The sequence below is a fragment of the Archaeoglobus sulfaticallidus PM70-1 genome (assembly GCF_000385565.1).
Classification (GTDB): domain Archaea; phylum Halobacteriota; class Archaeoglobi; order Archaeoglobales; family Archaeoglobaceae; genus Archaeoglobus_A; species Archaeoglobus_A sulfaticallidus.
The window spans coordinates 418,248-442,451 of sequence record NC_021169.1 but is presented as its reverse complement, the minus strand read 5'-3'; the positions used below and the strand labels follow the sequence as shown (position 1 = coordinate 442,451).

Sequence of the window (24,204 nt, the reverse complement as noted above, 5' to 3'; positions counted from 1 at the left end):
CACCTATTTAAGCTCAAAAACCTCTACATCTTCATATATTGGTCCCTTAGGCGTTAGCGTGCTCTTTTTCAGCACAAATTTTTCAACAACCATATCTCCAAATTCTCTGTCTTCATATCCTTCCAGCAAATTCAGAATCCTAGTTTTATCCGATGGATTCAGTCTTTTAATCCTCGCTATGGTCGCATGTGCCTTGAACCTGTTCTCCCTCTTGAACTTCAGCTCAGCCAACCTCTTTTCAACCTCTTCAGCGAGAATGTTTATTTTTGAGTCGTCTTTTACACCAACCCAGATAACCCGCATTCTCGATATATTCGGGAAAAATCCAATGCCACGGAATGAGAGTTCAAACTTCTCAAAATCTATCTCCCCAAGCTTCTCCGTGATCTTATTCAGCTTACTTTCCTTCACTTCCCCAAGAAACTTCAGCGTTATGTGAAGGTTCTCCTTTTCAACCGTTTTTACTCCATTAAACGGAGTGAACGATCTCGTCAGTCTGTAAACTTCCTCCCTCACATTTTCACTCAGATCTACTGCTACAAACAGCCTCATACCAAGGGTAAAGAATATTAACAGGTTGAAATACTTTACCAATTAAATGACCAAGAAACAATCGAAGAACTCGGAAGTCAAGTATCTGATTCTCAAGCCCCTCGGTTATCCGCTGAAGGCGAGCTATCATGAGTATCCTACCGTAGATAACCTGAGGGTTTTTGAGAAGTATGCGAAGGATCAGTGGAAAGGAGAGTTTGTAGCCAAAGGCAAACTCCTGTTTGATATGAGGATGTTTCCCGATTTCGCATTTGAGGTCGTCAACCTCGATCCGGAATTCGGTATCATTGGAGAATCAACGATAATTTTTGTTGAATCTCAGAATAAAACCTTTGAGACCGAGATCGTTAGAGATGTAACGCTTGATGATGTTGTCGGGCATGAGGAGGCAAAGAAGAAGGTCAGAATCATCCTCGAATACCTCAAGAATCCGGAAAAGTTCGGAAAGTGGGCACCAAAGAATGTACTGTTCCACGGATATTCCGGAACGGGAAAGACCATGATGGCCAAGGCTCTCGCAAATGAGGCAAAGGTTCCCTTCCTGTCAATTAAGTCAACCAAGTTGATAGGAGAGCATGTCGGCGATAGTGCGAGGAGAATACACGAGCTGTATGATAGAGCGAGGAATCTCGCTCCATGCATTGTCTTTCTCGATGAGTTCGATGCGATAGCCCTCGACAGAAACTATCAGGACCTGAGAGGGGATGTCTCAGAGGTTGTCAACTCCCTGCTCACGGAGCTTGATGGTATCCAGAGCAATGAGGGTATCTGCACGATCGCAGCCACGAACAGAATCGAGATGATTGACTACTCTATCAAGAGCAGGTTTGAGGAGGAGATCATGTTCGATCTGCCATCATTCAACGAGAGACTAGAGATTCTCAGGAAAAACTTCAAGGACTTCCCGCTAAAGGTGAAGGCGAACCTAGAGATAGTTGCAAGCAACACCGAAGGGTTCTCTGGCAGAGATCTCGTTGAGAAGGTCATAAAACCAGCTCTGCACAGAGCCATAGCCGACGGCAAGGACTACATAGAGACCAACGACCTGATCACATCGATTATGAGGGTGAAGAAGCCCGCTGGAACTCCTCCAAAGCAGATGTTTGTCTGATCCATTTTAACCCTAAGCCAACAAAGTATGATAAAAGTAATTAAGCTATCCTGAATATCTATGCCCATGTTAAAGATCCAGATAAAGACAAAGCTTCCAGAGAACTGTGCCCTCTCAACCCTCAAGGAAATCTCAAAGGAGGTCACCCTCAAAATCGAGGGCTTAACCATATCCAAGAACAGAATCAAAGGACTCGTTAACCTCAAGGCCACGAAGGTCGGTGAGATTCTCGAAAACCTTCCATCCTTCTGCGATGGACTGGCCGTTTCCCAGAAAGAGGCCAAGGTTCTTATAAGGGAGCATACCTGCCTTGTTGCATATCCAATTCTTGAATCCGGCTGCATAATTACCGATGTCGATTTTGATAAGCAGAACATATTCTGGGATATAATATGTGATGATGATTCATTCATAACCCTGATCCGGAATTTAGAGGACTACGATGTTGATTTTGAGATAACCTACAAGGGAAAGCCGGAAAGCGATGAGAAAATAACCTACAGAGAGGAGGAGGTTCTGAGGATAGCCCTGCAGAAAGGATACTTTGACTACCCGAAGAAAATAAAGCTCGAGGAGCTTGCCAGCTACTTCGGCATAGCCCCATCAACACTGTCCGAGATCCTCAGGCGTGCTCAGAAAAAGGTTCTTGAGAGGTATTTTAAGGCCTGATGTTAAGGTTCACATTGCTCACATTAAACCCGCTCTATAACCATCGCAATTCCCTGTCCACCCCCTATGCATGCTGTAGCTACACCGTAGTCAGCCTCTTTCTCCCTGAGCGTTCTCGCAAGGGTGCCGATCAGCCTCGCTCCCGTCGCTCCAAGAGGGTGTCCAATCGCTATAGCCCCTCCATGCACATTCACCCTCTCAGGCTCAATACCAAGCTCATGGACTGCGTAGAGCGTTACTATGGCAAAAGCCTCGTTGATCTCCCAGTAGTCTATATCCGATAGCTTTAAATTCGCCTTCTCCACAGCCTTTTTACTTGCCGGCACGGGACCCTTTCCCATAACCGCTGGATGCACACCCGAATAGCCGAAAGCTTTTATTTTTGCCAGAGGTTCCAGACCGAGCTCTTTAACCTTCTCAGCAGACATCAAAAGAAGGGCTGAAGCTCCCGCATTTAGCGGAGAGGAGTTTCCGGCGGTTATAACACCGTTCGGCATAAATACTGGTGGCAGGTTGGAGATCTGCTCCAGAGTTGTATCACCTCTTATCGACTGATCGCTTTCCACAACGATCACACTACCATCAGCCTGCTCCGCAGATATCGGAGTTATTTCTCCCCTGAAATATCCGCTTTTAAGGCTCTCATATGCGAGCCTGTGGCTTCTCAATCCCCATTCATCGAGGTCTTCCTTGGTTATATTTTTAGCCTCCTGAAAAAGTCTTTCTGCAGTCAGACCCATGACAAACCCGATGTTCATCTCGTATTTCTTATACCTCTCATCCTGAATGAGCCTGAAGTTCGGGCTTATGTGCTGATTCTCCATTCCCATCGGAACCCTCGTCATGTGCTCATACCCGCCAGCTATTGCGACATCACAAACTCCAGCCATGATCTCGAGCGATGCCGTCTGGGCTGAGGCTATCGAAGATCCGCACTGCATATCTGTGATCATTGTTGCAGTCTCCACAGGGTACTCTGCCAGCAGCGAAATTCCTCTACCACCATAGGCCCAGTTCTCCCACACTCCAAAAGCACAGCCCATCACTATTCTTTCAACTATTTCTTTGCTGATGCCGGCCTTTTCAACGATTCTATCCAGAACAATTTTGGCCAGCTCATCTCCCCTTATTTTATGGAAAACATCCTTTTCCGGCTTCTTGGGTCTGCTTCTCGAGAATGGAGTCCTCACATAATCGACAATGTAAACTTCTCTCATGAACGAAAATCAAAAATGATAATATTTAAAAATTTAGATTTGCTGCGTAAATCCTCCGGAGATTACAACCTTGAGCGCATCCTCAACCTTCACATCCAGATATATCACCTCCTCTTCCGGCACTAGAATTACGAATCCAGAAGTTGGATTCGGAGATGTCGGCACGAAAACATTGATCAGTTTCTTCCCTGTTTTCTCTATCGCATCCTCTATCACCGATCCGGTTGTAAAACCAAGGGTGTAAACACCTTTCCTTGGATACTCAATTAAAACTACACCTTTGAGTCTCTCAGCTTCAGATACAAGAATAGCTTTGGTTGCCTCCTTAACCCCGACATAGATTGTCCTTATGATAGGTATCCTCCGCACCTGAGTTTCTGCATAACCCAGTATTCTGTTGCCCAGCGTGAATCTTCCAAGCAGACCGAAAAGAAATATTGTGAGTACCACTACAAGCCATCCCATCCCCGGAATGTAGTGTCCTGATTTTGCCAGATACGGGTATAAAAAGTCCTCGATGTACTTAAAAACCCAGAATATTAGGAAGAGAGTTGCGGAAATCGGCACAAAGATTAGCAACCCAGTTACAAATATGTTCTTGATTTCCTTTTTCATGCTGGTTTATTGGGTTCAGAGCTAATAACATTTTCATCGAAAATATTAGCTAAAGATAATGTTTAACCAAAAATAGTAAAATTTAAATTGGATTGAAAGCAGCACTATCATGCAATGTTTAGAAAAATTTTTATATATTTGGGAGTTCGAAATGGGCTTTTCTCCAAATTAAATTTGATAGATAATCGAACTATTATTTCTGATTTTCTGCTTAATCGATTAGAGAGTTTCATTATCGTATCAATAATCATAGTAATTATAATTAGTATTTCTATATTAAGAAAAAATTTAAATACTTGTAATTAAACCAAATAACGGTGATAAAAATGAAGGACAGGAGAAGAGAGGCTGAGGAGACATTCAAGAAGATAAAATTGTTCATGAGCTAAATATGAAACTTGCAAAAGATATTTTTTTACTTTCTTGTACACCTCTATCAATTTTTTACCCGATACCTCTGATTCAACTGTTTATTTTCGCTCTCTCCGGAAACAGAGAGATTGGTGATTTAATAAACACAATACTATTTACATTTCCATTTTTTGCTGCTGTAAATCTATTCAACCATGTCAACGATATTGAAGAAGATTTGCTGGCTGGAAAAAACAACATATTCTCAGACAAGAAGATCAGAAATCTTGGTTTAATCATCGTTTTAGTGCTGTATTCCTCATCGATATTGTTTTATTTCAGCATTAAAAGCGAGTATATAATCTACCCAATCATAACATTGATTTTTACATGGCTGTACTCTGACAAAATAGTGTTTGGTAGATACATTAAAAGGTTAAAAGAGCATTACATCACTGAGGTTCTAACTTACACTGTGACAGCCGTAACCTTCGCTCTATCGATTTGGTTTATTGTATCTGACTTTAATGTACGGGCATACTGTGCTGTAGCGGTAGTTCTATTCATAAACCTGTGGACGGTATTTTTAAAGGATCTAAAAGATGTGTCATCTGATAAACTTGCCGGATTATATACTATGGCTGTTAAATTCAGCCCTGAGACGCTATACACAGCTTCCACAGTTATACTAATCGCACTGTACTTATCGATTTTTTTGTTCTCAATGAATAACATTTTACCAAGACCAGCAATATTAGTTTCATTTGTGGGATTTTTTCCAGCCACAGTTCTTATAAAATTGGTAAAATCTGAGTGGGATTTCGCTTCAGTACATAAATATATTAGAATAATTCCCCAGATAAATATACTCAGCTTAGTTTTTTTGACAGTTATAATAGCATTAAAATTCTAATAACGTTGTTGATCCATAAGTTGTAAAATATAAACTATCCTTTATATTCGTGAAATATTTCGTGCTACTTTCAAAACTCATTGAAGGATTAGATGTAAAAAGAACTAACTTATTATTGCTTCCAATTCTCTCACTTAATCGTGTTAAATTACTACCAAAAGCAGGAATTACATTGATATCCATAAACAATATGTCAAAATTATCTAATTTCCTAAAATTAAAAATTTCCAAAAACTTGTCAATACCACCCTTAAAACTTTCCCCCACGAAAAAACAAGAATCAACAAAAAGATCTAAATTAAAAATTGAAGGATATACCTTCACAGGAGAAGTTATTAATCCCAATGGTGCACATCCGAAAGTAGCTTTACTAGTGAAGAGCAACCCATATGGTGAAACCATCTCAACCCTGCCCCTTTCAAGCTTGTTGATGAACTTGTTTTCATCTATTTCCTCGAAAGCTCTTCTACTTTTCAGAAATTCAATGGATGGCACACCATTGATCTCGCCTATCGCAACATCTGCCTTAACAACTTCAACTTCTTCAACATAAGAAAAATAACCCCTAATTATCTCCTCAACCTCTTCCAAACTACTACCTCTCTCTGGAAAGATGTCGTGATACATGGCGTTAACTTTTCCCTTAAAACACATTACAGCCAGCCCTCTTCCAATATCCCGATAATTCGCGAGAATGACTGGCATATTCGGCTGAGCTTCAATCGGCATCAGGTTCATCCCTATGATCTTAGCATTGCAATGTCTACCAAGTCCTTCAAGGACTTCATCAACAGGGTATATAAAGTTCTCTCTATAATACCTTGAAATATTTCTTAAAATCTCTTCTTTCTCCTCCTTCGTTCCTTTATTCCTGTATGAGACATACTGAATCCTATCCTTCAAAAATGCCTCCAGAAACCTCAGCTTACTAGGAAAATAGAATGCGGGAAACATAGCAAGCACAACATCCCATTTATCACCAATCTTTCTGCCAACTCTCTCACTTACAACCCTTGCATCATTACCACTTTCCCAGAAAACCTGAACCTTACCATCAAAATTCGCAAGCATTGCCACCAGTCCAATCGTCCAGACCTCCTCCTCAACCATATATCCTTCAATTACGCAACCAAGCATCTGAGCATCGGGAAAATTTTTCTTGAAAATCTCGTTGTATCTCAAATAATCATTCATCGTTCCTTTTGTGAAAAACAGAAGAATGAAATCCACCTCAAATCCAGATTTCTTTATTTTATTTATTTCTTCAATTAATTCCTCCCTTGCATGCTGGTACTCATTGAACTGTGTGTGGATTATTTTACCCTCCAGAGCCATTTTATCACTCCGTAATATATTTACCACACAATTGGAAATTTCTTTATTTAATGATATCGAAAACGAGATTTTTGAACTAAATAAAGATTTCTATAATACATTATGATGTGCTCGAATATCTCAAAAAATAGGAAAGTTAAGTTTCAGAGTTAGATGCAAAATTCTTTATTTCAGCGAGATTCGAACCGACCTTTATCTTTTCGGTAACCATTAGAAACGCTGGAACCACTGTTAATGCGGAAATCAAACTAAACACTATCGCTATCAACGCTATGAAGCCAAAGCTCTGCATTATCGGGAATGACGAGAACATCAGAGAGCCGAAGCCTCCAGCCATAGTTAGTGCAGAAGTGGTAATAGCCTTGCCTGTTCTCTCTATGGTTCTTCTTACTGACTCGATTGGCGAATAACTCTGCCTCTCCTCAAAGTATCTCTCGAGAACATGAATTGAGAAGTCTATTCCCAGACCAAGTGTGATCGAGTTCAAAGCTATAGATATCATCGTATGTTTTGTGCCAGTCAGATACATTATTGTGTTCATAACTCCGATTACTGTTGTAATTGCGATAAGTGGAACCACAGCCTTCCTGATCGATCTGTAAACGACGAGAAGCAGGATCACAATGAGGGCATAGGCTGTTAAAGTCATGGTTGTCTGGCCGTTGATCATTATGTTACCCATCTCAGCGTAGATTACCGGACTGCCTGTTACATAATATCCACCAGACCAGCCAAAGTACTGAACATCTCTCTTTATGGACTCATATAACCTTTCATACTCATCCTGAGAGTCTGCGTTGGTGTAGAAATGAACAGCTATCAAATTCCCGGAAATGTACTGTTTAAGTTCCGATTGCGGGAGAGAATCCAGTATATATGAGAGTTCTGCATCGCTTTCTGGAATCCCATCTCTGCCGTAAGCCGCTCTCACTTCTTTAATTACTTTTGTCACTGAACTATAATCGTAAACGAGATCTTCTCTCGAAACTATGTACTGTGAGAGTTCATCCACATCCTCAAGCGTCTTAGCACTGACTTCATCTGTATTCAGCACGAGGGTGTATATCGCCTGACCTCCGACAACCCTTTCAAGCTCATTGAACCTCTGCATTGCTGGAAGATCCTGAGGGACATATTTGTTGTAGTTCGTCTCAAGCTGTATGTAGGAGGAAGCGTAGAGACCGAATACGACGATAGCAAATGCAAAAACCAGTATTCCCACTGGTCTTGTGGCTGTGAGCGATGAAATCATCGCAAGAGATCTCTCCAGAATACCTTTTTCTTTCTCAACAGCCCTAACCTCAGTCTTCTCTCTGTCTATTAGTTTAAGAATCGCTGGAAGGAATGTGAGCGTGAATATGTATGCCATGATCAAGCCCAGAGAGGCTATTATCCCGAACTGTGCCATGGATGGTATGCCAGGAGCAAGCATTGACATGAAGCCTATTACTGTTGTGATCAGAGCCATAACAATCGCAACGCCTGTTCTCGTTATTGATATGACTATGGACTCATCCTTATCCCTGCCTTCCTTCCGCTCCTCCTCATACCTGTTCTGGAGCTGGGCACCATATTCTATTGCAAGTCCGATGAGCATCGGTAAAGCACCATTGGTGTGTTCAGACAGAGGTATGCCGAGTATTGGCATTAGCCCATAGACAGTCTGAACCGATACCACTGAGATCATAAGAGGCATCAGTGCAGTGTACTTTCTCCTGACGACACCACTGAAAGTAAGAAACAGAATCAGCACCATCAGTACGGTAGATACAGCCATTGTGACTCCAAAGCTCTTTTTGATCTCCTCCTGTATCTGGACATTTAGTGCCGGTATTCCAGTAACCTCCACCCTCAAGCCCGCTGGTGGGTGAGAGGTCTCAACTACCCTCTCAACTTCCTTGGATATCTCGTTCTGCTTCTCCTTATCGTTTGTAGCCAAATGAACGAATATCAGAGTCATCGTTTTTTCTGGAGCCAGATCCCTGGCATACCTCTCAGTCAATTGCATAAGCTGGGCTTCATCAGGTGGCAGATACCCTACAATTTCAACGATTATCGACGCTGGTGAGAGAGTCCCACTCACACCATCGATGTACTCCAGGCTTCGTTGGAGATCGAGCATGTACCTGTAAACATCCGTGCTTACAACTTCATCACCCTTTACAATGATGAAGATGTTCTGCGTTCCAGTGCCGAAGTCTTTCTGATATAGCTCGTACTGCTTGTAAACGACATTGTCCTTGTTGAACATCGATTCTGTGCCCGATGTGAGCTTTACATTCTGTGCTGAGATGGCGGATAAAATAATTAAAAGGGAGACTACTGAAACTACCAGTCCAGGCTTTCTGGCTACGAACCTCGCAACATTCTCCAGAAATTCCTGAAACATGCTCTCTTCCTTACTTCTTTCTCGATCTGACATACGCTCCAATCGCCACCAATGCTACAAGAACGAATACACCATAGAGCATGTACGGTGGTTTCGATGGTTTAACATCGATCAGTGCCTTAGCAGGTTCGCTTGTAACCCACTCCCCCTCCAGATCCTTGTACTTAACCTCCAGATTCAGAGCGTAGATCTTGGGGGTTGCATCTGAGTCAACCTTTATCTTAAACCTGACTTCCTTGCTCTCATTCGGTTTCAGATCTCCTATGAAGGACGTGTCGTCTGTTGATGTGAAAGGATCAACTATGGTTATCCTAGCATTGGCATCTTTTATCTCGAAATCTCCAGTGTTTACGATCTTGAATGTGACCACCTTCTCAGTCCCTGCCTGAATTGATGGTGTTCCAAGCACCTCAAAGGAGAGCTTTGGATTTACCTTAACCCCCACGCTGACCTCATCTGTCTCAGCATACTCGTTTAAGGCTCTGTACTTGATGTAAAGCTTCACAGGATACCTGACTGGCTTGGACTCTCCGGAAGCTTTGAGCTTGAATATCGCAGTATATTCCTTTCCTTTCTCAATGTTCCCTATGTAGTACTCAGAGCTGAGAACTGAGAGCGGTGGATTTGCTGAGATGAGCACGCTAGCATCCGATAGATTTGCAGAGGTTGTGAATGTAACCCTGAGCTCTCCCTTGGCATTAACATAGATGTTGCTCTTAACATCCTTTATCTCAATCACTGGAGATGCCTGCACATCTATTCCAAATGGAACGGCTTCAGTTTCTTTTACATCCCCATTCGCATCAACATACACTGCCCTAACCTTCAGCGGATATCTTCCTCCATCCTTCACATTGATTTTTATGTAAAATGTTGCTTCAGTCGTTTCATTCGGCTTTAGCTCTCCAACGAAGTAAGCTGCCTGTGTTGATGGCAGCGATGAAGATGGCGCTGATGGCATGGCCATAGACATACCCGTTGGCATCCCGCTGGGCAATCCCATCTGCAGCCCGCTGGGCATTCCTGCCATAGGTGTCATCGAAGATGGCATAGATGACATCGATGTCATGCTCAGCGCTGACGGTTCAAACCCGGATGGTGCTTCAAGAACAAGATATGCATTTCTGGCAGTCTTTTCCCCGGAATTCCTGACCTTTATCTCGATCTTCCCCTTTCCACCACCTATGAGGTCTTCTCCCTTAACCTCAACAACTTCAAGCTTCACATCGTCCTCTTTTACATAGATTTTGATGGGTATCTCCTGAGTTTCCTGCTCGTACAGCAGTTTATAGTTCCCTATGAGCTTCTTATACTGATACACGGTCGTGTTCGTCAGGGTAACATTCGTGTCCGTTGGATTTTTCGTAACGATGCTGTACTCATCGGTCATCGTGTTCGTGAACTGGCTCGGGACCATCTCAACTCCAAGAATGTTGAAGTATGAGAGATCACTGATTCTTTCGAATGTAACCTTGAGCTTCAGATTGTACTCTCCGGGCTTGATGCCCTCATCAACCTTGAGTAAATACTGAAGGTTCAGTGGAGTCATCGGTTTCAAAGCCGGGATTTTTTGTGGAGGGGTCTCAACAACAATCCCATCACATCCCTCAAGCTCGGCGGTGACATTGTATGCTATGAAGAGCATCGAACCGTCATCAAAGAACATCGACTCGATGTCGTTGAAGTAGTCTATTTTCACCTTTTTGGCCCCATTGAATACTGTGAGCATGATGTACTTCTCTTCACCCTTTGAAAAGTAGTTCGATCCGGCAACCGACACTTTAATGTTCGGCTTTTCCTCATACATCAGAGCAGAGCTCGTTTGCATGAGCAACAGCAGAATAAACATAACCATGCCAAACCTCAAAATCCCCTTCATGACACCACCTGTAGTTGCTGCACCTACGAAAAGTTATATAAAAGTTACCCACAACATTACTGTGATGAAGCTCGTAAACAAGCTGAAGGCATTCGGTTTCAGCGACTATGAAGCCAGAGCCCTGACAGCCCTGCTCTCGCAGGGAGAGATGTCAGCAAAGGAGATCTCGCTAATAAGCGGGATACCGAGAACATCCGTTTACGATGTGATGGATTCGCTCGTATCGAAGGGATTTGTGGAGGCTTATGGAAAGCCGAGAAAGTTCAAGGCTCTGCAGAGCGATGAGATAATAAAGATAATTTCAGAAAGAGTCAATCAGGATCTTGAATTCATCAAAAAAGAGCTTCCGAAGTTTGAATCTGCTAAAATCGAAGAGGTCAGGGTATATAGAGGAGATCTGGTTCTGGAGAAACTGAAAGAGTTCACAGAGAGTGCAAAGGAGAGCATCTATGGAATGCTGTCGTATATTCACGATGATGTTAAAGCCATCCTCGAGATGGCAAGATGCAAGCTCGTGCTCATGTCATTCAACGCCAGTACGGTCAGAAATGCTGAAGCCTACGAGTTCACAAGAAAAGAGCTTATGGAGGAACACAAAGACTACTGCAATGGTATGCTCGTGTTCGATGATATAAAAACGATTTTCATGTTCAAGGGAGAGAATGTGCTGGCGATTGTCAGCGAGAGTCCGGTGATTGCGATGTTCGCCAAGGAGATGCTCAATCCATTGCTTGAGTCGCTGAAGAAGAAAATTAAAAACGAAAGATAATGATAAAAACCGAAAAGTTAATATACAATCGTTAAGAAATTCCTATCGAATCCCCCTTCCCCCTATTTTACATAACATTAAGAACATTAAGGTTAAATAATACCCTACTTATTTAAAAAGCGATGAGAAGTGACGAAGTTAAAATTGGGATTGAAAGAACCGCACACAGGGCTCTTCTAAAGGCTTTGGGAGTAACCGATGATGAAATGGATAAGCCGTTTATTGGTGTTGCCAACGCATATAACACAATCGTTCCAGGCCATATGTCTCTGGATAAGATAACTCAGGCAGTTAAGGAGGGAATTTACGCTGCAGGAGGGGTTCCCTTTGAGTTTGGAGTCATAGGGATTTGCGATGGAATTGCAATGGGTCATGATGGCATGAAATTTGCTCTCCCGTCGAGAGAACTGATTGCTGACAGCATAGAGGCGATGGTTGAGGCTCACAGGTTTGACGGGTTGGTGGTTGTTGGTTCATGCGATAAGATAATCCCAGGAATGCTCATGGCTGTTCTCAGGCTGAACATACCAGCTGTTGTTGTGACCGGAGGCCCGATGAATCCCGAGAGGATTGACGGGAGGAATGTGACTATTTCTACAGCTTTTGAGGCTGCCGGAATGTATAAGGGCGGAAAGATCAGTGAAGAGGAACTCAAGCTGTATGAAGACTTCTGCGCCCCATACTGCGGTAGCTGTCAGGGACTGTACACCGCAAACACAATGCAGATAATGACGGAAACGCTCGGGATGAGCCTGCCATACTGTGCTACCTCTCCATGCGGTTCATCAAGAAAGCTCAGGATCGCGAAGCAGAGCGGTAAGAGGGTTGTTGAGCTTGTTAAGCAGGAGATAAATCCAAGAGAATATGTAACTGAGAAGTCCTTCGAGAATGCGATAACGATGGATATGCTGATAGGTGGTTCAACGAACACAGTTCTGCACCTTCCGGCTATAGCAAAGGAGGCTGGAATAAAGCTCCCGCTGGATCTGTTCGATGAGATTGGTAGAAAAACTCCGCACATAGTTGCCATAGATCCCGCAAGCAACTACACGATCGCAGATCTGGATGAAAGTGGTGGAGTGCCGATGTTGATCAAAAAAGCTAAGGAGCTTTTCAACAACGAGATGACCGTTAGCGGAATGAAGATCTACGATATCGCAGAAAAAGCAATATCGAGAGGTGGAAATATAATAAGAGATCTCAGTAATCCGATACATGAGCAGGGAGGAATAGCTATTCTCAAAGGAAATCTTGCGGAGAAGGGTGCTGTTATAAAATCAGCAGCTGTTAGCGAGGATATGATGGTTTTTGAAGGAAATGCCAAATGTTTCAACTCTGAACAGCTTGCCTTAAAGGCAATCCTCAACGGAGAGATTGAGGAGGGCGATGTTGTCGTTATCAGGTACATGGGACCAAAGGGTGCTCCGGGAATGCCGGAGATGCTTCTGCCAACTGCGGCCATCTCAGGCATGGGCTACAAGAGGGTCGCCCTGATAACAGACGGCAGATTCAGCGGTGCCACGAGAGGGCCATGTATCGGCCATGTCTCACCAGAAGCCATGGTTGGAGGCAGCATAGCCCTCGTGGAGGATGGAGACAGAATACTCATAAATATTCCGGAGAGAAAGATAGAGCTGAAAGTTAGCGAGGATGAGTTGGCTGACAGAAGGGAGAAGTGGAAGCCTCCGGAAAGAGAGCTCAAGGGTTATCTCGCCAAATACGCAAAGCTCGTTGGTTCCGCAGATGAAGGTGCTGCCTTTGTGGACTGAATTCGATACATAATGAAACTAATATAAAAAATTAAAATTTTATTTTTATCTAACATTTAGCTGGATTTCAGCAGCACAACCGAAGAAGACAGTAGGGGGAGCAGAAATGCTATTATAAAACTAAGATACGCTATCATTCCCATCGCAAAGAACTTCTCAAGCGAGATCATGGACATCTTTACTATGAAAGCTACTGAAACGATGATACTGAATGCTATGGCTGAAGCAAAGGCCTTCTTCGTGCTCCCAAATATCCCGCAAATTAAGCCACCTATGATCAGGCCGATCCAGTGGAAGTAAGTTATTGCAAGGGATACAGCCATCCCGATCAACAGCTTCCGCATACAATCACCTCACCATTTCCTTATATTCTCCATTGACCCACATCTCAAGCTGATCGTCGTAGTTCTTTGAGAAATAATTTCCAGAGTTTCCTCCCGGAATCACGCAGTATGCTTTATCAAAGCTAACAACCATCCTCCAGCTACTTCCAACCTGAAACGGCTTGTCATTGACCCTGAAGTTGAAGACAGTATATTCAGATCCATTCATTGGCAGATTCGGATAGTTGAGGAAGTCCAGGTTGAAGGGATGATTCATTTTCAGCCTGTTGTAGTCTCCATAAACTCTGTAGTTGTTCTTCTCAATCTCCTCCACAGCCTTGTCCATCGCCCTCGCCATTATATCTGCCTTGTTTTCAACCTTGCTCGTCCTTATGTCGTCGAACCACTTGCTGTTGTCATCGAGGTTCTGCAGAACCCATAGCTTCGGATAGTAGTCGCTGTCAAGCCCTGCAGAGTAGAACTCATCCCCAAAGGTCTCGTTGATGTAGTGCTTGAGCCATATCGCGAATATAAGAGCCTGTCTCGAGTTTTTATCCATCCTGTAATCCCAGTTCATCAGCTCATCAGCATACATCTTCGCCTTCTCGGAGAATTTCGGCTTTAGCTCTTTAATCTGCTTTATCAGGAACTCTGCCGGCTTGGAGTATGTGTCCCTCTGCATCTTCATGACATACTCCATATCAATCTTCTTTCCTGCTTTCACAGCATCATCTATCATCTCGTATATCCTCATTCCCCTATACGGGTCTGCGAAGTATCCGCTGTCTCCAAGATAGTACTGATAGTCAAAAACAACCCGCTGATTGGCTGTAGCCACATAATCCGGGTTTATCAGGTGGGGTATCTCTTCGAAGGGTATGAATCCCTCCCATGTCGATTTTCCGTATGGCTTGAATCCCTTCCACTCTCCCTCACCAGCAGAGCCGTTGAAGATTATGTTTCCAGTGTCTCTGATCGGGAACTTTCCGGCTGGATAGTACATTATATTCCCGTCAGCGTCAATATACACCAGATTCTGAGCAGGAACATCGAAGTACTTCAGACCCTCAATAAAGTCAGACATGTTTCTGGCATGGTTGTACTTGTAAATCGCATAGAACTCGTTTGTTGCAGCGAAACCTGTCCAAGCTATGGCGAACTCTTTCCCATTCTTCTCGATTACAGGTCCATGAACGGTCTTCTTAACCAGAACCGTTCTCTCCTCATATCCGTTTGCTGTTTTAACCCTCATCTTTTTCTCTTCAATCTCAAAATTCTTCCATTCTCCCTTGTACAGGTATTTGTCGCCTTTAGTGACATAGTAGTAGAAATCAATCACATCCGCACCGACATTGGTTACTCCCCACGCGACATGATCATTCATGCCAATTATTATTACCGGAATTCCCGGGAAGGTCACACCCCTGACATTTATCTCGTCCGTCTTTATGTGCATTTCATACCATACTGGTGGGACCGTAAGCGAGAGGTGAGGATCGTTGGCAAGAATCGGCTTTCCATTGGCTGTATACTTTCCGGAGATTACCCAGTTATTCGATCCAACATCACCTTTCTTCTCGAAAGGCTTCAGCCAGTCAAGGAGTTCTTTATCAACGAGGTTCGTCCTGATAATCGGTGATGTGTGGTTCAGATACTCTGGATAGAGTTCCAGAGCTGAAGGGAGTTTTTCAGCTATTAAAGCCCTCTTCAGATCCCAGAAGTTCCCGGTTAGCTCCCAGGATATTTCCTTATCGATGAGAAAAACATCTTCAGGCTTCCATGGTTCTGGCCTGTAGTTAAGGAGTCTGAACTCGAGCGGGAGGTTTGATGTCATGTAAGCGTTAACACCATCACAGTATGCCTCAATGAGATCCCCAAATGGGGTTTTGTTTATCTCCTCCCATGTCGCCTTCGCAGCTCCGTAAAAGTCGAGCTTGATGTGGAAAATGTCCGAGTCTACAAGGCTTTCTCCAAAAACTTCCGAAAGAGTTCCTTTCATCAGCCTTCTGTGCAGATCCATCTGGAAGAGTCTGTCCTTAGCCTGAACATAACCAACCGCATAGTACAGTGCCTTCTCATTTTTCGCATAGATGTGAGGGACACCATACTCATCGTAAGTTATCTTTGCCAGACCATAAGGGGTTTCAAGCTCATTAATATGCTCATCAGTTACCCGAGTTATCTTTGCCAGACCATAAGGGGTTTCAAGCTCATCAGTTACCCAGGCTTTCCCGCTCAGCGGGGCGAACAGTTCTATGTAGCTGTACATTTTGAAAACAACTGCCAGAAGAGCTATTAGCAGGATTATTCCGGCTATCTTCCGCATAATATTTAAATAAACCGAATAATATTTAAAATTTATGATTTATCGTTTAATTTACTCAACGACAGTTTTCAAGCAGAACCATGTAGTAGTATGGCCTTAACTCATATCTCTCTGCAGTGCAGTTGAATCGAGCCGTGTTACGCTCAGATGTGACTATGAAGTCGTAATCCCTGAAGTTCACTGGGCTGGAGGTGTAGGGTATGTCTATGTACCTCAGATACCACGGCAGTGGCCAGTAATCGTTTTCTGGCTCGAAGATTATTCCCTTCATGCCGCTATTATGCAGCTCAAGTATTCTGTTTGCGAGATGTACAGCAGAGGGCTGGATCTGGATGTATATGAGTTCTTCATGCTTGGCATCGTTGTAGTCTATGTAGTTTATATGCAGGGAGAAGGCCAGATAGATTACTGCCACAAACAGCAAGGCGAACCTGAAAGCCCTTTTCCTCCAGGCGATTACATCGTCCTTCAGCAGAATGGATGAGAAAAAGGCTAACGGGGCTACTAAATGCACGAGGAGCCAAGGAACTTTATGAGATAGTATCTGGTATATTGTGAGGGTGGTGACCACCCAGTAGGCCGAGAAAAGCTCCAGTCTGGAGATGTCATTTTTTCTCAGTTTCTTAACGAAGTTTGGAGTCGCGATTATCGCCAGCGCAAACGGCAGGAATTCATATTTTACCAGCAGCAGCCAATAGTACCACCATTGTTTTGCGTGATCGTTTATCTCATGCATCTTCACCCAGTGCTCCACCGCTCCGATGGTCGCCCTCCTCAGCCCGTCCATGTCTGAGAAGCCTGCCGTGTACAGCGTGGAAAATATTGCAATGAATATGACTGATGAAATGATAAGAATCCTGATTTTTTGCAGATTCCAGTTAATGAGCTTCTCCCTTATGTAGCCAGAGCCCTGAGTGTAAATTCCATACAGGAAGATGAAGCTCGTCAGTATGAAGAGGTATATGTACGAGTTCTCCTTTGAACATAGCATTATTGTGGCAAAAAGAACAGCCAGATACGCGAAAGCATCCTTCTTCAGACCATCAACTTCCAGATACCTGAAATAGGAGTAGATGATCAGGAGAAAGGAGGGTAGAACGATCATGTCGTTTCTGAGGTATCTGGAGTAGTAGAGGATTGATGTGGAGAATATCATAAAGAAAGTGAGAATGTAGGCTCCACCACCAATCCATCGCCTAAACTTCATCGAGACCAAGGCTCCGATAATGCTGAAGATGACGGGAACGAGCCTTGATGTGAAGTTGCTGTCTCCAAAGATCATGAAGATGGACGCGGTTGAGAAGTACAGAAATGGCCCATGATAAGCTGGATCATAGCTGTATCTTCCTTGCTTCAGCAGATCAAAGGACAGAAAAGCATGAATGCTCTCATCATGATCGATTGGTCTTGCATCCAGCATGACCAGCCTCGTAATCAGCAGAATCGCAAGCACTGCCAAAATCTTTCTGTCCATTGGCAGAAATTAAATCCGGAATTCAAAAAATTTTTGGATTGAGTTAGTTACAATGCTTAAGGATAAAAATAAAAAGATCAAAGCTTTGGAATTATCTCCTTGCCTATCAGCCCGATTGACTTCTTCTTGTCCGGGCCGATTGGGCTGCCGGCAACTACCTGCGTAACTCCAGCCTTCGAGAGTTCGTTTATCCTCTCGATGACATCATCCGGAGTTCCGCTTATGGAGAAGGTATCAATCATCTCATCCGTGACTGCCTTGCTGACTCCCGGCCAGTCTCCCTTTGTGAAGGCTGCATTCAAAGCATCCCTCACTTTCTGGACATCTTCCGCAGCAATTCCGTGCCTCTCGAATATAACCTCTGGGCTGCCGGCAACGATGAAAGCAACAACTATCTTGGCTGCGTTTCTGGCTTTGTCTCTATCCTTATCAACGCTCATCGATGCGTACGCAACAGTGTCAAACGCATCCCTGCTCTTCCCCGCCTTGCTCAATCCTGCATCGATGTTCTCCTTGGCAACCTCGAAGTCCTTTGGATGTGAAGCGTTGATCAGAACTCCATCTCCAAGCTCTGCGGCAAGCTGGAGCATCTTCGGACCCTGCGCACCGATGTATATCGGTATGCTACCAGCCTTAAAGTCCATTCTCGCTCCGTTGAACTTGAAGATCTCTCCGTCATACTTGACAGGCTTACCGGCATGCAAAGCCCTTATTATCTCAACCGCCTCTCTCATTCTCTTGAGAGGCTTAACCCAGTCAATTCCGATTCTCTCGAATGTTACCTTATCTCCCGCACCGATTCCAAGCACAGCCCTTCCATTGCTTATCTCGTTTATCGTGGCAATTGCAGAAGCTGTTACCGCCGGGCTGATGTGGTACGGGTTTGTTACACCGGGACCGAGCTTTATTGTGTTCGTTTTCAAAGCCAGAATTGTCAGCATCGAATATACATTCCTGTTGTTGTAGTGGTCTGTTATCCACACAAAATCGAACTTGTTGTCTTCGGCCAGTTTTACATAGTACTCCAGCTCGTAGTACTTCATGTTTGGCACAAATTCAATACCGAATTTCATGATACCACCAGAACCTAAGACTGAGAAGAACCAAATAATTCTTTCGATTTTTTATCGTATTTTATCTTTTACCACCGCCATCAAAAACATTAAATTTTACGAAAATTCATGTCCGCTATGCATGACATAGAGATTCTGGAGCTCGAAGAGGATGAGCTGATCAAAGCACTCTCAGAGTATTTGAAAGAGAAAGGAGTTTCAAATGATGTTTTAAATCATACTTTCACAGTTCTCGATTCAGCCTTAAGGATAGCAAACAGGATGAAGCTGTCAGATGAGCAGAGAAAGCTGATAATAGCCGGAGCCATGTTACATGATGTTGGAAGAAGTCTAAGCCATGGAATGGATCATGCGGTGCTTGGAGCTGAGATCTTAAGGAAAGATGGGTTTGATGACAGGATAATCAAGATAGTGGAGAGGCACATAGGTGCCGGATTGACGGCAAAAGAGGCTAAAAAATTCGGTCTACCAGAGAGGGATTACATCCCGGAAACCCTTGAGGAAAAGCTCGTCGCTCTTGCAGATAACCTTGTTGCTGGAGACAGAATTCTGAGGAAAGAGGAGTACATCAGACACATCAAACAGAAGTTCAGGGACGAAAAGGAGGTTCTTGATAGGCATTTGGCTTTGCTGAATGAGTTTGAGGAGTTCGTTGATTAGCCTGTTTGGCTATTGCTACAGCACAATATTTAAAAATTAGATGCCAAAGTTCTTTGATGAGTCTGAAAAAAATCCTCTTTATTGTCATAGATGGTATATCCGACAGGCTGATCGATAACAAAACCCCGCTCGACAGTGCCAGAACTCCAAATCTCGATTATTTCGCAAAGATTGGTATAAACGGGATAATGGACACGATAGCTCCCGGAGTTAGACCGGGAAGTGACACAGCCCATCTTGCTTTACTTGGCTACAACCCGCACGAATGCTATTCCGGAAGAGGGCCCATAGAGGCTGCAGGCTCTGGAATAGAGCTTAAAGAGGGAGATGTTGCATTCAGGGCTAATTTCGGGACAGTAGAGGGGGAGGGAAGCATTTTCGACAAGGTTGTTGTGGATAGAAGGGCTGGGAGAATAGACGAAACCGACGAGCTTGTAAAAGCACTTAACAAAATAGACTTAAGCGAGTTCGGTGTTAAGGTTATGGTAAGAAGAGGTACCGGTCATAGAGCGGCAGTTGTTTTCAGAGGAGAAGGACTTTCGGACAGGGTAACCGATACGGATCCAAAGAAGATCGGCAGCAAGGTAAAAATGTGCAAAGCATTGGATGAGAATGCTGAGAAAACTGCAAGGATTATCAACAAATTTATGGAGGAAGCTCACAGAATACTCGAAAACCATCCGGTAAACCTTGAAAGAGAGAAGAATGGTCTTCTAAAGGGAAATGCGATTTTGCTGAGAGGAGGAGGAATGGTTAAAAAGGTAGAGAGCTTTGAGGAGAGATTCGGGCTGAAGCTCGCGTTTATTGCAGGAACCACCCTCATCAAAGGAATAGGGAAGATCATCGGTGCTGATGTGCTTGAGGTTGAAGGTGTTACAGGAAACAAGCACACAAACCTGAAAAACAAGTTCAATGCAGCTCTCGAGGCTCTGAACACCCACGATTTTGTTTTAGTGCACATCAAGGCAACCGATGAACTTGGCCATGACGGAGACTTTGAAGGAAAGAAGAGCTTCATAGAAAAAATCGATCAGGAGATAGCCGTTCTCAGGGAACTCGATTTCACAGAGATCTGCCTTGTGATTACAGCGGATCACTCAACCCCTATCAATGTGAAGGATCATACAGCCGATCCGGTTCCAGTTATCGTTGTCCATGAAGGAGTTAGAACGGATGAGGTTGACAGGTTCTCAGAGCTTGTCGCATACAGAGGCGGTTTATGCAGAATAAGGGGTATAGATTTATTCAACATCGTTCTCGATCTGACAAACAACACATCAAAGTTCGGTGCGTGAAAGGATGGAGGACTTCAGCGAGCTGAAAAAGTTCGTCATACCCCCGAATACGAGGTTTGAGGAAAGGAACATAGTTGTTGAGAACGATGCGATAGTTGGGGCCGGCTCAAAACTCGGCTATGGTATAATCGGCAAAAAAATAATTGTAGGCGAGAGGGCCAGCATCGAAGGGAGCATTCAGGGAGAAGAGGTTAGAATAGATTCCTGGTGCTCGATAGGTGGAGATGTTTACTGCAATGGTGATGCGTACATCGGGGAGTTCGCTTCAATCGATGGAAAGCTCACAGTTTTTGGAGATCTGGAGATAGGCAGAAATGTGAGGATAGGGAAAGGATTCGAGGCAAGGGGATTGATAACCATACAGAATCCTCTGCCAGTTCTCATCTTCATATTCCTTTACATTCTTGAGCTTTTGAGGCTGGGAAGGCTGGAGGAGGCTGAAAAACTCTTTGAAATCGTGGAAAAAATTGAGTCTCCACTCATTATCTCAGAAAACAGCAAAGTGAATCTGGAGGTTCTCGAAACCGGAACGGATTTGATTGCTGAGAGCAGCAGAATCCTCGGTAACATAAAGGCAAAGAATGTTAAGGCTGACAGATGCGAGATATTTGGGAGCATAAGGGCTAAAGACATAGTTCTGAGTTCCTGCAGGGTTCATGGTGCGGTGGAGGGGAAGAGAATCTATCTGATCAACGAAACCGAGGTTTACGGGTATGTTAAAGGAGATAAGGTTTATATGGAGGAAAAATGCAGGATTGATGAATCGATTACAGGAAGGAAAGGCGTATGGATTAAAGGAAAGATTGAACTGCCAGAATTTGACTGGCTGAAAAGTGATGAAGATGCTGAAAGTCCTGAGAGTGTATCAAGGGGTGCAGATGATGCTTAACATTGATAATGAGAAGTTCAAAAAGATGTTTCCGAAGCTGAGCGATGAGCTTTCGAGTTCAGAATCAGTTGGGTCTTTAGTTAGAAAGAGAAAGCTTCCAACCATCATGGATCACATAGAAAGATGCGAGAACGATGAGGAGGCTATGGAGATCATAGACTTCTTCCTGAAGATAGGAGAGATAAAGGAAGAGGATGCGGAAGAGTTGAAAAACAACATCAAGGAGTTGAGAGATCTTTTTGGAACGAGAAAGCGTGGAGATTATGAGAGGAGAGGTTTGAATCTCAGATAGGTGATTTTGATGATAGAAATAGGAATAGCCGGAAAGCCCAATGCGGGCAAATCAACATTTTTCAAATCTGCCACAATGGCTGATGTGGAGATAGCAAATTACCCCTTCACGACCATAGAGCCGAATGTAGGAGTTGCACATGTGAGGGTTGATTGCGTTTGCAGAGAGTTAAACCTCGATTGTGGGAACTGTTTTGAAGGGAGGAGGTACATCCCGATAAAGCTGATAGATGTTGCCGGACTCGTTCCTGAAGCTCATAAAGGGAGAGGTCTGGGAAACGAATTCCTGGACAATTTGAGACAGAGCGAAGGGATAATTCATGTTGTGGATGCCTCAGGCTCAACCGACGCTGAAGGAAACGAGGTTGGTATCGGTGAGAGGGATCCAGTAGAAGATGTCAGGTTTCTGTATCACGAGCTGGACATGTGGATCTTCAACATCCTCAAGAGGAACTGGGACAGGCTTGCGAGAAGGATAAGCATGGAAAAACTACATGCCTACAAGCTGATAACCGAGCAGCTTGCAGGACTCGGATTCAAGGAGATTCAGGTCAAGGAGGCGCTCAAAGTTATTGGTAAAGAGGTCTGGCATTTCAGCGATGAGGACATCATGACTTTCGCTTTTGAATTGAGGAAAAAGAGAATGAGGATGATAATATCCGCAAACAAAGCTGACAAGGCTCCAGAGGAGCTTATCAACAGGCTGAAAAATCTGGAAGAAATAGTTATCCCCACATCAGCAGAGATAGAGCTTGCGTTGAGAACTGCGAGCAAGAATGGATATATCAGGTACTATCCCGGAGATATGGATTTTGAAATTATTAAGGAGCTGAATGAGAAGCAAAAAAAGGCTCTTGAGATAATGAGAAGCTTTCTGAAAAAGAACAATGGTACTGGTGTGCAGGAATGCCTGAACAGGATAGTGTTCGATTTGCTGGACTACATAGTCGTCTATCCTGTGGAGGACGAGAACAAATTCACGGATTCAAAGGGAAATGTTCTGCCGGATGCTATGCTTGTTAAGAAGGGAACCACTGCCAGAGAGCTGGCATACCTGATTCACACAGATATAGGCAAGAACTTCATCCATGCGATTGATGCAAAGAAGAAGATGAGGGTGGCAGACGATTATGAGTTGAAGCACAACGATGTGATAAAGATTGTTTCATCGGCTTGAGGTGCTTCAACCTGGCTTGGCAGGTAAACTCGAGAATCTCTTTTTTTCTCTCCTTCCGGACCGATCTTGCCATACAACCATCCTACTGAGGTTCACCATACTTGAAATGTTGTGGAAAATGCACCCGTTCACAATTGGAAAAATTAACACATCAAACCTGACACGGTGACTCACAATGGGACTTAAAAAGGAAGTATCTCTCTTTCATGCCGTCGGCATCTTCATAGGATCTGTTACAACCGTATTTTTACTCCAATCACCGACTTATTGCATTAACTGATCTAATTTTTAAATTTTTGTGTTGAGTGGTAAAGTTGCAAGTAGGAATAGTTCACTTACGCCTTCTTTTGATTTCATCTACAATCTCGTCTATACTCTGATCTAACCACTGCGAACGCTCTTTGGTATAATCTCCACTACCCAAATCAAAGCTCTGGATGAACCTGACCATTCCAATTGGCCCTAAAGCTTTTGCAAGAGCAGTAATACCAATTTTGCGTATTTCGTTAAGGGTTTTAGCTTCATTCATTCCAGCACCTCCATCAACCATCTTACAGGATTTTCAACCCTAACTTTAATAATATCTTTGTTAGCCTCAACTTTTTTCACTATCTCATCATCTGTCGTGAGCATAACATCCGCAGATTTCTCCGCACATGCCACGTGTAGAGCATCTACAGGTTTCAATCCAATCTTTTCAAGCTCTAAAGCTCGTTTGACAATATTATCATCAACGATGACTTTCTCCTTTGAAATCGATGCAAGAATTTCCACTTTCCTCCTCCTTTCTTCATCCGGAATTTTTGATATCTCGTAATCTGCTACTTCACTCCCTACAAGTATCCAGTCATCCATGCATCGGTTTAAAATTGCCAGTACTGCCTCGGATTCAATCCTGATTCTATCTTGAGTTTGATCATCAAATGGTCTGTTAAAGCAGCAAACGTCCATATATACCCTCATTCAAACACCTACTTTGTTATACAAATACTCTCTTACTCTTAGAAAACATTTACTTCTCTTCCCTACAGACCGATCTTTTATCCCTTGCCATACAACCATCATACCGAGGTTTGCCAAAGTGAAAATAACTCAAGGAACACACCCATTCACATAATTGGAAAAAT

The 24,204-nt window shown here is 43.5% G+C and carries 22 protein-coding genes; 10 read left to right on the top strand and 12 right to left on the bottom strand.

Annotated elements, in window-relative coordinates; translation table 11 throughout:
* Nucleotides 1-3 precede the first annotated feature (3 nt).
* Nucleotides 4-552: an RNA 2',3'-cyclic phosphodiesterase gene (gene thpR, locus ASULF_RS02400; RefSeq protein WP_015590106.1), complete on the bottom strand. Its 549-nt coding sequence runs from the start codon at nt 550-552 to the stop codon at nt 4-6.
* Between the two features lie 46 nt (nt 553-598).
* Between thpR and ASULF_RS02395 the strand changes: the two genes are divergently transcribed.
* Nucleotides 599-1,663 carry an AAA family ATPase gene (locus ASULF_RS02395; protein ID WP_015590105.1) on the top strand — a complete coding sequence of 355 codons (1,065 nt, stop codon included), beginning with the start codon at nt 599-601 and terminating at the stop codon, nt 1,661-1,663.
* A gap of 66 nt (nt 1,664-1,729) precedes the next feature.
* A complete protein-coding gene (locus ASULF_RS02390; RefSeq protein WP_015590104.1) occupies nt 1,730-2,332 on the top strand; it encodes a helix-turn-helix domain-containing protein in 603 nt (200 codons plus the stop codon).
* 23 nt (nt 2,333-2,355) lie between these two features.
* Here the strand turns inward: ASULF_RS02390 and ASULF_RS02385 are convergent, their stop codons facing one another.
* Together ASULF_RS02385 and ASULF_RS02380 are read right to left on the bottom strand one after the other, a co-directional pair.
* A complete protein-coding gene (locus ASULF_RS02385; RefSeq protein WP_015590103.1) occupies nt 2,356-3,549 on the bottom strand; it encodes an acetyl-CoA C-acetyltransferase in 1,194 nt (397 codons plus the stop codon).
* 33 nt (nt 3,550-3,582) lie between these two features.
* Nucleotides 3,583-4,164, bottom strand: coding sequence for a DUF502 domain-containing protein (locus tag ASULF_RS02380; RefSeq protein WP_015590102.1), 582 nt, complete (start codon nt 4,162-4,164; stop codon nt 3,583-3,585).
* 391 nt (nt 4,165-4,555) lie between these two features.
* On the opposite strand from ASULF_RS02380, the gene ASULF_RS02375 reads away from it, so the two are divergent.
* Nucleotides 4,556-5,428 (top strand): UbiA family prenyltransferase, encoded by an 873-nt coding sequence (locus ASULF_RS02375; RefSeq protein WP_015590101.1) that lies wholly within the window; start codon nt 4,556-4,558, stop codon nt 5,426-5,428.
* Here the strand turns inward: ASULF_RS02375 and ASULF_RS02370 are convergent.
* From ASULF_RS02370 to ASULF_RS02360, 3 genes are all read right to left on the bottom strand, one after another.
* On the bottom strand, nt 5,417-6,763 hold the full coding sequence (locus tag ASULF_RS02370) for a hypothetical protein (RefSeq protein ID WP_015590100.1): 1,347 nt from the start codon (nt 6,761-6,763) through the stop codon (nt 5,417-5,419). The genes ASULF_RS02375 and ASULF_RS02370 overlap by 12 nt on opposite strands.
* Before the next feature lie 136 nt (nt 6,764-6,899).
* Nucleotides 6,900-9,185 (bottom strand): hydrophobe/amphiphile efflux-3 (HAE3) family transporter, encoded by a 2,286-nt coding sequence (locus tag ASULF_RS02365; protein WP_236609703.1) that lies wholly within the window; start codon nt 9,183-9,185, stop codon nt 6,900-6,902.
* Complete coding sequence (locus ASULF_RS02360) at nt 9,163-11,031, bottom strand: COG1361 S-layer family protein (protein WP_015590098.1); 1,869 nt, start codon at nt 11,029-11,031, stop codon at nt 9,163-9,165. The genes ASULF_RS02365 and ASULF_RS02360 overlap by 23 nt, the downstream gene beginning before the upstream one ends.
* Before the next feature lie 64 nt (nt 11,032-11,095).
* Here ASULF_RS02360 and ASULF_RS02355 point away from each other — a divergent pair, with 64 nt between their 5' ends.
* Together ASULF_RS02355 and ilvD are read left to right on the top strand one after the other, a co-directional pair.
* Entirely contained in the window at nt 11,096-11,800 is a 705-nt protein-coding gene (locus ASULF_RS02355; protein WP_015590097.1) for a TrmB family transcriptional regulator, read from the top strand.
* A 122-nt stretch (nt 11,801-11,922) separates the two neighbouring features.
* Entirely contained in the window at nt 11,923-13,569 is a 1,647-nt protein-coding gene (gene ilvD, locus ASULF_RS02350; protein WP_015590096.1) for a dihydroxy-acid dehydratase, read from the top strand.
* A 56-nt stretch (nt 13,570-13,625) separates the two neighbouring features.
* Here the strand turns inward: ilvD and ASULF_RS02345 are convergent, their stop codons facing one another.
* From ASULF_RS02345 to mer, 4 genes are all read right to left on the bottom strand, one after another.
* Nucleotides 13,626-13,913, bottom strand: coding sequence for a hypothetical protein (locus tag ASULF_RS02345; RefSeq protein ID WP_015590095.1), 288 nt, complete (start codon nt 13,911-13,913; stop codon nt 13,626-13,628).
* A gap of 4 nt (nt 13,914-13,917) precedes the next feature.
* Complete coding sequence (locus ASULF_RS02340) at nt 13,918-16,218, bottom strand: penicillin acylase family protein (protein WP_015590094.1); 2,301 nt, start codon at nt 16,216-16,218, stop codon at nt 13,918-13,920.
* A gap of 55 nt (nt 16,219-16,273) precedes the next feature.
* Nucleotides 16,274-17,692: a flippase activity-associated protein Agl23 gene (locus ASULF_RS02335; protein WP_015590093.1), complete on the bottom strand. Its 1,419-nt coding sequence runs from the start codon at nt 17,690-17,692 to the stop codon at nt 16,274-16,276.
* A 77-nt stretch (nt 17,693-17,769) separates the two neighbouring features.
* Nucleotides 17,770-18,765 carry a 5,10-methylenetetrahydromethanopterin reductase gene (gene mer, locus ASULF_RS02330; protein ID WP_015590092.1) on the bottom strand — a complete coding sequence of 332 codons (996 nt, stop codon included), beginning with the start codon at nt 18,763-18,765 and terminating at the stop codon, nt 17,770-17,772.
* 117 nt (nt 18,766-18,882) lie between these two features.
* Between mer and ASULF_RS02325 the strand changes: the two genes are divergently transcribed.
* From ASULF_RS02325 to ASULF_RS02305, 5 genes are read left to right on the top strand one after another with little or no spacing between them, the layout of a single operon-like run.
* On the top strand, nt 18,883-19,425 hold the full coding sequence (locus ASULF_RS02325) for an HD domain-containing protein (protein WP_015590091.1): 543 nt from the start codon (nt 18,883-18,885) through the stop codon (nt 19,423-19,425).
* Nucleotides 19,426-19,481: 56 nt separating this feature from the next.
* The gene (locus tag ASULF_RS02320) at nt 19,482-20,720 is read left to right on the top strand and encodes a 2,3-bisphosphoglycerate-independent phosphoglycerate mutase (protein ID WP_015590090.1); all 1,239 of its coding nucleotides are present in this window, start codon (nt 19,482-19,484) and stop codon (nt 20,718-20,720) included.
* Nucleotides 20,713-21,609 carry an acyltransferase gene (locus ASULF_RS02315; protein ID WP_174269874.1) on the top strand — a complete coding sequence of 299 codons (897 nt, stop codon included), beginning with the start codon at nt 20,713-20,715 and terminating at the stop codon, nt 21,607-21,609. The genes ASULF_RS02320 and ASULF_RS02315 overlap by 8 nt, the downstream gene beginning before the upstream one ends.
* Entirely contained in the window at nt 21,599-21,901 is a 303-nt protein-coding gene (locus ASULF_RS02310; protein WP_236609702.1) for a DUF2095 family protein, read from the top strand. The genes ASULF_RS02315 and ASULF_RS02310 overlap by 11 nt, the downstream gene beginning before the upstream one ends.
* A 9-nt stretch (nt 21,902-21,910) precedes the next feature.
* Nucleotides 21,911-23,077 (top strand): redox-regulated ATPase YchF, encoded by a 1,167-nt coding sequence (locus tag ASULF_RS02305; protein ID WP_015590087.1) that lies wholly within the window; start codon nt 21,911-21,913, stop codon nt 23,075-23,077.
* A 331-nt stretch (nt 23,078-23,408) separates the two neighbouring features.
* Here the strand turns inward: ASULF_RS02305 and ASULF_RS02300 are convergent, their stop codons facing one another.
* Nucleotides 23,409-23,606, bottom strand: coding sequence for a hypothetical protein (locus tag ASULF_RS02300; protein ID WP_144060469.1), 198 nt, complete (start codon nt 23,604-23,606; stop codon nt 23,409-23,411).
* Nucleotides 23,603-24,040, bottom strand: a complete 438-nt coding sequence (locus ASULF_RS02295) for a PIN domain-containing protein (protein ID WP_015590085.1) — start codon at nt 24,038-24,040, stop codon at nt 23,603-23,605. The genes ASULF_RS02300 and ASULF_RS02295 overlap by 4 nt, the downstream gene beginning before the upstream one ends.
* Nucleotides 24,041-24,204: the final 164 nt, after the last annotated feature.

Excerpts from the sequence above, each read along its gene's own strand:
- ASULF_RS02390 (WP_015590104.1), top strand. The coding sequence starts at position 1,730 with ATGTTAAAGATCCAGATAAAGACAAAGCTTCCAGAGAACTGTGCCCTC.
- ASULF_RS02295 (WP_015590085.1), bottom strand. The coding sequence starts at position 24,040 with ATGAGGGTATATATGGACGTTTGCTGCTTTAACAGACCATTTGATGAT.
- ASULF_RS02340 (WP_015590094.1), bottom strand. The coding sequence starts at position 16,218 with ATGCGGAAGATAGCCGGAATAATCCTGCTAATAGCTCTTCTGGCAGTT.
- ASULF_RS02335 (WP_015590093.1), bottom strand. The coding sequence starts at position 17,692 with ATGGACAGAAAGATTTTGGCAGTGCTTGCGATTCTGCTGATTACGAGG.
- ASULF_RS02305 (WP_015590087.1), top strand. The coding sequence starts at position 21,911 with ATGATAGAAATAGGAATAGCCGGAAAGCCCAATGCGGGCAAATCAACA.
- ASULF_RS02385 (WP_015590103.1), bottom strand. The coding sequence starts at position 3,549 with ATGAGAGAAGTTTACATTGTCGATTATGTGAGGACTCCATTCTCGAGA.
- ASULF_RS02360 (WP_015590098.1), bottom strand. The coding sequence starts at position 11,031 with ATGAAGGGGATTTTGAGGTTTGGCATGGTTATGTTTATTCTGCTGTTG.
- ASULF_RS02310 (WP_236609702.1), top strand. The coding sequence starts at position 21,599 with ATGATGCTTAACATTGATAATGAGAAGTTCAAAAAGATGTTTCCGAAG.
- mer (WP_015590092.1), bottom strand. The coding sequence starts at position 18,765 with ATGAAATTCGGTATTGAATTTGTGCCAAACATGAAGTACTACGAGCTG.
- ASULF_RS02300 (WP_144060469.1), bottom strand. The coding sequence starts at position 23,606 with ATGAATGAAGCTAAAACCCTTAACGAAATACGCAAAATTGGTATTACT.
- ASULF_RS02345 (WP_015590095.1), bottom strand. The coding sequence starts at position 13,913 with ATGCGGAAGCTGTTGATCGGGATGGCTGTATCCCTTGCAATAACTTAC.
- ASULF_RS02380 (WP_015590102.1), bottom strand. The coding sequence starts at position 4,164 with ATGAAAAAGGAAATCAAGAACATATTTGTAACTGGGTTGCTAATCTTT.
- ASULF_RS02375 (WP_015590101.1), top strand. The coding sequence starts at position 4,556 with ATGAAACTTGCAAAAGATATTTTTTTACTTTCTTGTACACCTCTATCA.
- ASULF_RS02365 (WP_236609703.1), bottom strand. The coding sequence starts at position 9,185 with ATGTCAGATCGAGAAAGAAGTAAGGAAGAGAGCATGTTTCAGGAATTT.
- ASULF_RS02320 (WP_015590090.1), top strand. The coding sequence starts at position 19,482 with ATGAGTCTGAAAAAAATCCTCTTTATTGTCATAGATGGTATATCCGAC.
- ASULF_RS02395 (WP_015590105.1), top strand. The coding sequence starts at position 599 with ATGACCAAGAAACAATCGAAGAACTCGGAAGTCAAGTATCTGATTCTC.
- ASULF_RS02355 (WP_015590097.1), top strand. The coding sequence starts at position 11,096 with ATGAAGCTCGTAAACAAGCTGAAGGCATTCGGTTTCAGCGACTATGAA.
- thpR (WP_015590106.1), bottom strand. The coding sequence starts at position 552 with ATGAGGCTGTTTGTAGCAGTAGATCTGAGTGAAAATGTGAGGGAGGAA.
- ASULF_RS02325 (WP_015590091.1), top strand. The coding sequence starts at position 18,883 with ATGCATGACATAGAGATTCTGGAGCTCGAAGAGGATGAGCTGATCAAA.
- ASULF_RS02370 (WP_015590100.1), bottom strand. The coding sequence starts at position 6,763 with ATGGCTCTGGAGGGTAAAATAATCCACACACAGTTCAATGAGTACCAG.
- ilvD (WP_015590096.1), top strand. The coding sequence starts at position 11,923 with ATGAGAAGTGACGAAGTTAAAATTGGGATTGAAAGAACCGCACACAGG.